The following is a 7,979-nucleotide window of genomic DNA, read 5'->3' on the forward strand; positions in this document are numbered from 1 at the left end:
GTCCGGGTACGCAGGGCGTCGTGCCGGTCAACGACCGTCTGGACGGCGTATGCCAGCGTCTCCACCGCGAGCGCGCCGCGGAGGAGCGAACCCGTCGCGCCCCTTGGCCTGCGCCTGGTTGATGGCGGGGATACCGAGCGAGCCAAGCGCCCTCAGCATGATGTCACTGGTGAGCTTGACCGCCTTGGGCAGTTCCACCGCGCGGTGGATGACCGGGGCATCCGCCTTCCGGCCGGCGTAGCCGAGCGCCATCACGACCGCGCCCACGGAGACGGCCTGAAGCCAGTCAGGGGCGAGCACGTACATGGCGAGCGCGGCGCCCAGCCCAACGAACATCGCGAGCACGGTCACGAGGGTGCGCAGTCGGACCCGTCCGTCGCGCTGCCGCGACAGTTTCAGGTACTCCGCGGCGTCCTCGCGCCGGACCGCGGCGAGTCGGACCGGTTCACCCTCGCGGTCGGCCACCCACCGCATCGTGCCGCCCACGAACTTCGCGGCGCCGGACGGCGCTTGCAGCGCGAGGCGCGCGGCGTAGACCGGGGTGCGCAGCGCGTGATAGCCGACCGAGTGGGCGTAGTGGCGGGCCACCCACGCCGATGCGATCCGCAGTTCCGCCACGGACTTGAGCCACTGCGGTACGACCGGGCGGCGCTGCGCGGCGACCAGCCGACCGAGGTAGCCCGGACCGGCCGCGGTCGGCGTCGGCTGGTCGACCATCGCGCGGACGGTCGGGTCGGCCGACTCGGTGCCCGACCGACCGTTCTCCGGGTCGGCCGACGGGTCGGAGTCGGGTCGGGTGGTCAGGTCGGCCGACCCGGCGCGGGCCGACCGCGCCTTGTCGAGGTCGACCACCTCTCCCCCGGGGTCGGCGCTCATCTCGGCTTCGAGTCGGTCGAAGAGTTCGTTGTCGTCGTCGGGGTGCTTCACTGAAGTCCCTTCCATCGTCAGGAGGGTTGGGGGCGGTCCGTCGCTGTAGGAGGTGAGCGGACCGGCCCCGCCGGCTCGTGTGCGAAGTTCAGGCGGCGCGCTGTTCCTCGGGGTAGGCGCAGGTCACGCACAGCCCGACCGAGACGGGAATGACGTAGCCGGCATCCGTCCGGCAGGACGGACAGGTACGTCGAGCGAGCATCGCTTTGGCGAGCGCGGACCGTTTGCCCGGCGTCATCGACCGGACCGGCTTGGCTCGGTCGACGCGGTACAGGTAGGCGACGAGCGGACCGCGCCGGTAGCGCGGGCGCAGCACCTGAGCCGCGATCGGCTGGCCCCCGGGGCGTAGGCCACGGGCACGCAATTGGCGGCGCGTGGCGAGCCCCTCCGGGGCGTAGCGCCACGGGTAGGTGGGGATGCCGTACTGGCTACCGGAGGGGTCGTAGCACTTGCTGAAATCCGGGGCCATCAGGCGGCCTCAGCCGCGGGTGCCTCGCCCTCCGAGTCGTTCACAGACCGCAGCGAACTGCCCCGCGCGCGCTCTGACTTCAGGGTGTCGCGCAGCTTCCGGGCGTTTGTCTGGGAGACGTGCAGGGTCGTGCGAAGACGGTCCGCGGTCACTTCCGCGTCCGTCCACTCCGCTGTGACCGTCCGGGCTTCGAGCAGCGCTTCCTCGAAGGTGCGTTGAGCCTTGCTCTTGGCCTTGCTGGTGGCGGCGCGTCGGCGCGGGCACGGCTTGGCCTCAGCCGGAGGAGCCGGCGGTTCCTCCGCCAGAGGCGGGGCTACCTCCTGCTCGGTGGCCGGGGCCAGTTCGCCCATCCGCAGCATGACGCGCTCGCGCCGCGGCGTCCTCCAACGCCAGAGCGGGCCGTACCGCTCGCGCAGGTCCGCGCGGGCCAGCAGCCGTTTCCGCTCGCAGGCGAGCGCCAGACCGTAGGAGGTGACCTCCCACAGCGTCATGCGGCGCCACAGCGCGAAGGTGGACACGGGGGCCAGCAGCCACCGCGACCACCGGATCTTCTCCATTCGCCGGCCAGTGGCGGCGCCGATGCGGACGGCGTAGATGTGTGCGCCAATCTCGGAGAACACGACCCACAGAAGCGGCATCGTGCCGTGCGCGACCTTGGCCCACAGGCCCTGTCCGGCGGCGACGTTCAGGCCGCACGTGACCAGCGTGAGCGCCCAGGGGACGAACCGCACCCACGCCAATGCCATATCCATCCGGATCAGCAAGAGGTTGGCCACGGTGAACACTGGAATGGCCACGTCGATGCCGACCGGCAGCATCCACGGCTCGCCGAAGCCCCAGCGGGCCGCGGCGGCCGACACGGCGTCGAACGACGAGACGAGACCGAGCGCGCCCACGCCGGCCGCGGCGAGCGCACCGACTCCGGCGAGCCCCATCTCGGGCTTCGTCAACGGCGGCACCCCGGACGGCTGCGCCTCCGGGGTGATCGTCGCGGTGGTCATGCTGCCACCCCCCGACGTGCCGAGCGACGGCGGGCGGGGCGGCGGAGCGGGACCACATCGAACAGCTCCGGGTGGTCCTCGACGATCCCCGCGGCCAGGCGGACCAGGACGTCGGGGAGGTCGCTGTACTCGGGGTCGGTGAGGATGTCGCGCGCCGCGTCCATGCGAGCCGCGCGCTCTTCGTCCGTCTCGCCATCGACCCCGAGCCACAGCTCAACCGGGGTGCCGAGCGCGAGTTCAGCGAAGTTGTCAGCAGAAGCGGCCTGTTGACGGCCGACGTACGTACGCATGTCAGCTCCTGAAATGGGAGGGACAGGGAGCCAGAGCAGCCGCAGGCGTTTTGGTGAGACGGCGACTGGTCCGGAAGAACCCGAGCCGCAGCACGGCAAGGGGAAGTGCCCCGGGTCGGATTTGTTCCGACGCCCTCGCGGCGGGTTGCCGGGGCGGTGAACGTGTCTCCTCCGGGGGTGCCGTGCCCGTACCAGGTAGCGCGGCATGACCCCGTTGTAGGCGTATGGAGACGTGACCTTTCGGTCTAAGCCGTCCCGAAAGTGACAAGGGTCGGGTCCGCCCTCGGCCCGCTCTGTCCCGGGCCCCTTGAGGCCGCGTCCGTGGACGCGCCCCCCATTGGGTTGTGCGGTCTTGCAGGTCAAGCACTTGCAGACACAGTCGGCCGAGCCCTGCCCGGGCTCGCCATACTGATGCGTGACAGCATGTACTAGCACGTGCCACTGCGCAAGAGGTCCGCGCAGATCTCGTGCTAGGGCGTACTAGTGGTGGGTACGCTCAGTTGCGTGACCAGCGCTGAAATCTCGAAAGACGACCCGCGTACGGAGTCCGAGCAAGCGGCCGACATCCTGAGGCAGGAGATCGTGAACGGCGCCATCCCGCCCGGGACCCATGTGGGCTCCGTACGAGACTTGGCCGCGCGGTTCAAGATCTCGGGGATGACCGTGCAGCGTGCTCTCACGATCCTGCGCGAGGATGGCCTCATCACGACCACGTCCCGCGGTAGCTACGCTCGGGACCCCCGGCAAGCGACCGAACCCCAGGAGGCGAACGCCGGCGTTGACCTCCCCGAAGTCCTGCGCCAGCTCGAACATCTCACCTCCCAGGTCTCAGATTTGCGGGGCAGAGTCGAACGGCTCGAAGCGCTCGGCGAGCGCTCCGGTCCGAGTGGTGCCTGATCTGCAACCAGCATGCAGAGAACGGGAGTTGTGAGGTAAGTGACAGCCAGGGGACGGCGAGGCGGGGGCGGGGACACGTCTGGTGACACCCCGGTGTCCTCTTCCCTGTCCCCCTGGCTCGCGGGCGAGACTCGGAGTAGGCACTCGAAGGAGGGCACATGACCGACGACAGGCCCGCATGGGCACGGCGCATCGCGGCTGAGCGAGCGGCGCGCGACTGGTCGCAGCGGGAAGCCGTCAGGGCTCTGCGGGCGCACGCCCCCACAGAGCTCCCCGCGGAAGAGAGCATGATCCGTCAATGGAAGCGCTGGGAGTCGGGGCAGATGCCGAACGACTTCTACCAACCGATCATCGCTGCCCTCTTCGGCACCGTGACGCGTGCGCTCTTCCCAGCACCCACGCGGCGGGACGGACACGCGGAGATCCTGGCAGCGTCCGGCATGGAAACACTGGAGATCGTGAGCCGTCTCAACCGGTCCGACATCGACAACGCCACTCTCGATGCCCTGCGAATCACCACGGACCGGCTCGCCTCGGAGTACCCGTTCATGCCGAGCGAGCAGCTCCTCATCGAGGGGCGGCAGTGGCTCCGTCGTGTCGTCGACCTCCACACGAAGAGCCTCACGCTCGCGCAGCACCGAGAGGTGCTGGCACTGTCCGGTTGGCTGGCACTGCTGGTCGGCTGTGTCGAGTACGACACGGGCGACCGCCACGCCGCCGAGTCGACGCGGCAGGCCGCGCTGTCGCTCGCGACCGAGGCCGACCATGCGGAGGTCGCCGGGTGGGCGCACGAGATGCGGGCATGGTTCGCCCTCACGACCGGCGACTATCGCGGCGTCATCGCGGCAGCGCAGGCCGGAGCCGAGAAGGCGCAGCACCACAGCGTGGCCGTGCAGCTCGCAGCCCAGGAAGCCAAGGCATGGGCCCGAATCGGAGACCGCCGGCAAGTCGAGGTGGCCTTGGACAAGGGACGGCGCTTGCTCGAAGGGATGCCGTACCCAGAGAACCTGGACAACCACTTCGTAGTGGACCCTGCCAAGTTCGATTTCTACGCGATGGACTGCTACCGCCTCGTCGGCGAGGACAAGCTTGCGCGCACGCTCGCCGAAGAGGTGCTGAGGGCGGGGACTGACTTCGACGGCACCGAGCGTTCACCGATGCGCAACGCCGAAGCACGCGTCACGCTGGGCGTCACAGCGGCGCGCGAGGGCGACTTGGAACAGGCGTTGACGATGGGCGAGCGCGCCCTCCAAGGAGACCGTCAGTCGGTGCCATCGCTGATCATGACCAGCCGCGAACTTGCTGCCGAGATGAAGCGTCTCTATGCCTCAGAGCCCTCGACACAGGACTATCTAGCACGACTCCATGCCCTAGGGCAGCAGAAGCCCGGCTTCTTGCCTCAGTAACCGCCAGCAACACATGAGCGCTAGGTAGCAGTCCCCCGGTGCCACATCAAGTCGCCGATTTGCTGGAACGATTGATCGAACCCCTCCTGAAACCGCCGCCATCAGGATACTGTCGCCTTCAGACACGGCATGAGGCGCGGAGGTAAGGCTGAAGTGACGAGTAGCGGCGGGGGAGCGGCAACAAACTCCGGAATTGACTTCCAGCAGCGCGTCGCGGCTCTGGCCATGGCACATATGCTGTGCGCTCAGGAAAGTATGCAAGCTTTGGAGCTCAACGGACACATTCACACCATCGCCTTCGAAACTGATGATGCCATCGATGATCTAACCCTTTCAGGCGACGGGTTCCAGTTTTACATCCAAGCGAAGCGCACTATCAGCCTCTCCGGGCTCGATGATTCCGAGTATTCGTCTGTGATCGACCAGTTTGTGAGGCAATACATATCGGGAAACACGACAGGGCGCCGGTACATTCTTGCCACTTCACCGTCGTCCTCTTCTCGCATCACGAAAGACCTACGCAAGGTAACAACCGCCGTACGACTGAACGAAAACTGGACCGCGAACCCGCTAACCAAGAACGAGCAGGAAACTCTCGAAAAAACCAGGAACTTGATAAAAGCTCACTACAAGACGAGAACCGCCGCAGACATACGGGGCGAAGACCTAACAGGGATCCTCAGGAGGATTCACGTAGCGGTCCTCGATATTGAGGAAGGTGGCGCCCTAGAACAAGCAGTCTTCTTTCTCTTGGCGGGGAACTCTCCCATACCACCGCAACTCCTTTGGGGTAGCCTAGTTACCCTCGGCCTTACGCTAGCGCGAGACCGTCTGTCCATCGACGAGTTAGGTCTTAGAGAACGAATGGGGAAGTACTTCGGCTCACAACCAGAGTCCCCCATGACGCGTGAGACCTTTTTCGAGCTCACGCATCTTACCGAGTATTCGGCCGCTGGGCGCGAGGTGCTCCTCGTTGAATATCCTGAGAATGGAGCCGACGTCCTACTCGCCGAACTGCGCAGGTTCTCAGATGACGGCAGTAGGCGAGTGACCTTCACGGGAGATGAAGTGCGACTCGCGAACAACTTGCGATGCAAGTTAATCGGGCGCTTCGCGACGATGAAGGGAGCACAGCGCCACATTGAGAAAAATATCGAAGCATTCAGAGACTCAGAGATCGTAATCGCTCCAATAAACTCCATTGAAGATTTTGACGCCACCCCGCACGCCTTGGCGCACGCAGCCCTTTGCCGGGAAGAGTTCCACAAGAACGCCAATCCGTTCGCATGCCTGAATTGTGGTGAGTTCATATCGGAAGACATGGCGCCATTCATCGAGGTGGACGAGGAGAGGGTCCCGTATGCCGTTGGTTTCGTACACCAAGGCTGTTTGCGCCCTATCTATCGAATCTTGGGAGGAATGAGCAGCGAACTATTCAGAAACCATGCACTTCTGAAGAACTTCAACTATGAAACGTGGTATGAGCGGATACAGCGAGGACAGTCACTCTTCCGCAGCCATGTTGGACAAGCAGTAGCATTCATTGCGCGAGATCCCCACCATAACGATTTCTCGACCGGAAAATGGTGTGTCCGCGTTGACCTCGAGGACGGAAGTTCTCGGTACGTGACGGAGCGAGCTCGCGTGGCGCGTCGGTCCCAAACGGATGCTGAAAGCGACGCGGGCCAGATGAATGCCGGCATACGCGATGCACAGAGCAGGCAGGATCCTTGGTGCTACTCGAAGAATGAGGACGGCGTAGTTGGTGAATATTTCGGCACATATTCACGCCTAACGGAAATTGGGCAAACTCCGGTGGAATGCTTGGAAGCGAAGGCCGTACTTTATACGCGATCCATCGCAGAAGCCTACTCGGAGGCCGAAAACTTCTACGCACCGCTCGCATTTTTGTCCGACGCGGAAACTGGCGACCCGGTAATAATTGCCGGCGTACTTTCTTTGCTCACGAACCCGCTGGACCTGGAAAAATACACGACAAATTGGAGTAAGGCCGGAATCCAACTTCCCGAGTACACAGTCTCCATCCTGGAAACTGACGAGCGATTTGACCGGTTCATGAACCTGCTCGAGGCCAGTGGGGCTCGAGCCATTGTCGACCCTCTACTCGCACCGAATGGTGATTTGATCCGCGGCTACGTAGTCGCAGATAATTGTTTTTCGGACGTGCACTAAGAGACAGTTAATGTGTCCGCCGAAGTGGCTCGCCTACCGTCCCCTCTACGCCGGACCCGGGCGGACGCTTCCTAGGCAGATATTGCTCGTGTGCGCTTGGAGCGGTCGATGGCTGCGCGATGGCGTTCGGCGGCGACACGTACAAGGCGCAGTGTCAGCTCTGCGCGTTCCCTGCCGCGTGTTTTCAGCGCGTGGCAGTTGGGACACAGCGCGATCATGTTCTCGCCATGGTCGCGTCCACCAGCAGCGTGCTCCACGACGTGGTCGACCTCCAGAATCGGATCACCGCTATCCGTCCACCCCACGGGTCGCTTGTCCCGGCAGCCTGGGTTTTCACAGCATCCGTTCGACCGTCGCAGCACGGCCTTCCTTACCATCGCGCTGCGCACTCGTCGAGTTGCCGTTTGTTCGACCTCTCGTTGGTCGAGACCGATCCGTTCACGATGATCAGCCCTCGCCATCAACTTTGCGTAGTACTCGTCAGCTTCCAAGGCCCGGAGCCGGCGAGGCTGATATGGGAGGGGGCGCAGCGACACCGATGAAGACTGGGCAGATGCCCAATGACTTCTCCCGGCTGCGTCCATGGCAAGTTCACGGAGGGCGCTAGTCCTGGTGTTGCCGTCGACCAGCACCCCGTGGTGAGTTACGAGGCTGAGGCCGCTCTCCGGCGCACCCAGCGGCCCCTGCCATCCCGCCACGGGTCCTACGTAGCTAGCGGTCGGTTTCCTCGCCCAGGGCGTCACCTTCGCCCTGCTGGTGACGCGTATCCCGGCCATCCAGGACCGCTACGGCGTGT

7 protein-coding genes and 1 pseudogene are annotated in these 7,979 nt (G+C 64.9%); 3 read left to right on the top strand and 5 right to left on the bottom strand.

Annotated elements, in window-relative coordinates; translation table 11 throughout:
• Positions 1-87 precede the first annotated feature (87 nt).
• The 4 genes and pseudogenes from ACWDNY_RS30810 to ACWDNY_RS30825 form a co-directional block, all read right to left on the bottom strand.
• Positions 88-927: pseudogene (locus ACWDNY_RS30810) on the bottom strand (cell division protein FtsK); the annotation flags it as partial.
• Between the two features lie 88 nt (positions 928-1,015).
• Positions 1,016-1,396, bottom strand: coding sequence for an RRQRL motif-containing zinc-binding protein (locus tag ACWDNY_RS30815; protein ID WP_451649104.1), 381 nt, complete (start codon positions 1,394-1,396; stop codon positions 1,016-1,018).
• Complete coding sequence (locus ACWDNY_RS30820) at positions 1,396-2,397, bottom strand: DUF2637 domain-containing protein (RefSeq protein ID WP_451649105.1); 1,002 nt, start codon at positions 2,395-2,397, stop codon at positions 1,396-1,398. The genes ACWDNY_RS30815 and ACWDNY_RS30820 overlap by 1 nt, the downstream gene beginning before the upstream one ends.
• A complete protein-coding gene (locus tag ACWDNY_RS30825; protein WP_451649106.1) occupies positions 2,394-2,687 on the bottom strand; it encodes a hypothetical protein in 294 nt (97 codons plus the stop codon). Before ACWDNY_RS30825 ends, ACWDNY_RS30820 begins: the two co-directional genes overlap by 4 nt.
• A gap of 504 nt (positions 2,688-3,191) precedes the next feature.
• Between ACWDNY_RS30825 and ACWDNY_RS30830 the strand changes: the two genes are divergently transcribed.
• The 3 genes from ACWDNY_RS30830 to ACWDNY_RS30840 all read left to right on the top strand — a co-directional run bounded on the left by ACWDNY_RS30830 (position 3,192) and on the right by ACWDNY_RS30840 (position 7,183).
• Positions 3,192-3,584, top strand: coding sequence for a GntR family transcriptional regulator (locus tag ACWDNY_RS30830; RefSeq protein WP_451649107.1), 393 nt, complete (start codon positions 3,192-3,194; stop codon positions 3,582-3,584).
• Between the two features lie 158 nt (positions 3,585-3,742).
• Positions 3,743-4,990, top strand: coding sequence for an XRE family transcriptional regulator (locus ACWDNY_RS30835; protein WP_451649108.1), 1,248 nt, complete (start codon positions 3,743-3,745; stop codon positions 4,988-4,990).
• A 153-nt stretch (positions 4,991-5,143) separates the two neighbouring features.
• A complete protein-coding gene (locus ACWDNY_RS30840) occupies positions 5,144-7,183 on the top strand; it encodes a hypothetical protein (protein ID WP_451649109.1) in 2,040 nt (679 codons plus the stop codon).
• Positions 7,184-7,254: 71 nt separating this feature from the next.
• Here the strand turns inward: ACWDNY_RS30840 and ACWDNY_RS30845 are convergent, their stop codons facing one another.
• The gene (locus tag ACWDNY_RS30845) at positions 7,255-7,767 is read right to left on the bottom strand and encodes an HNH endonuclease (protein WP_451649110.1); all 513 of its coding nucleotides are present in this window, start codon (positions 7,765-7,767) and stop codon (positions 7,255-7,257) included.
• Positions 7,768-7,979 lie beyond the last annotated feature (212 nt).

This window comes from Streptomyces sp. NPDC003697, from assembly GCF_053587115.1.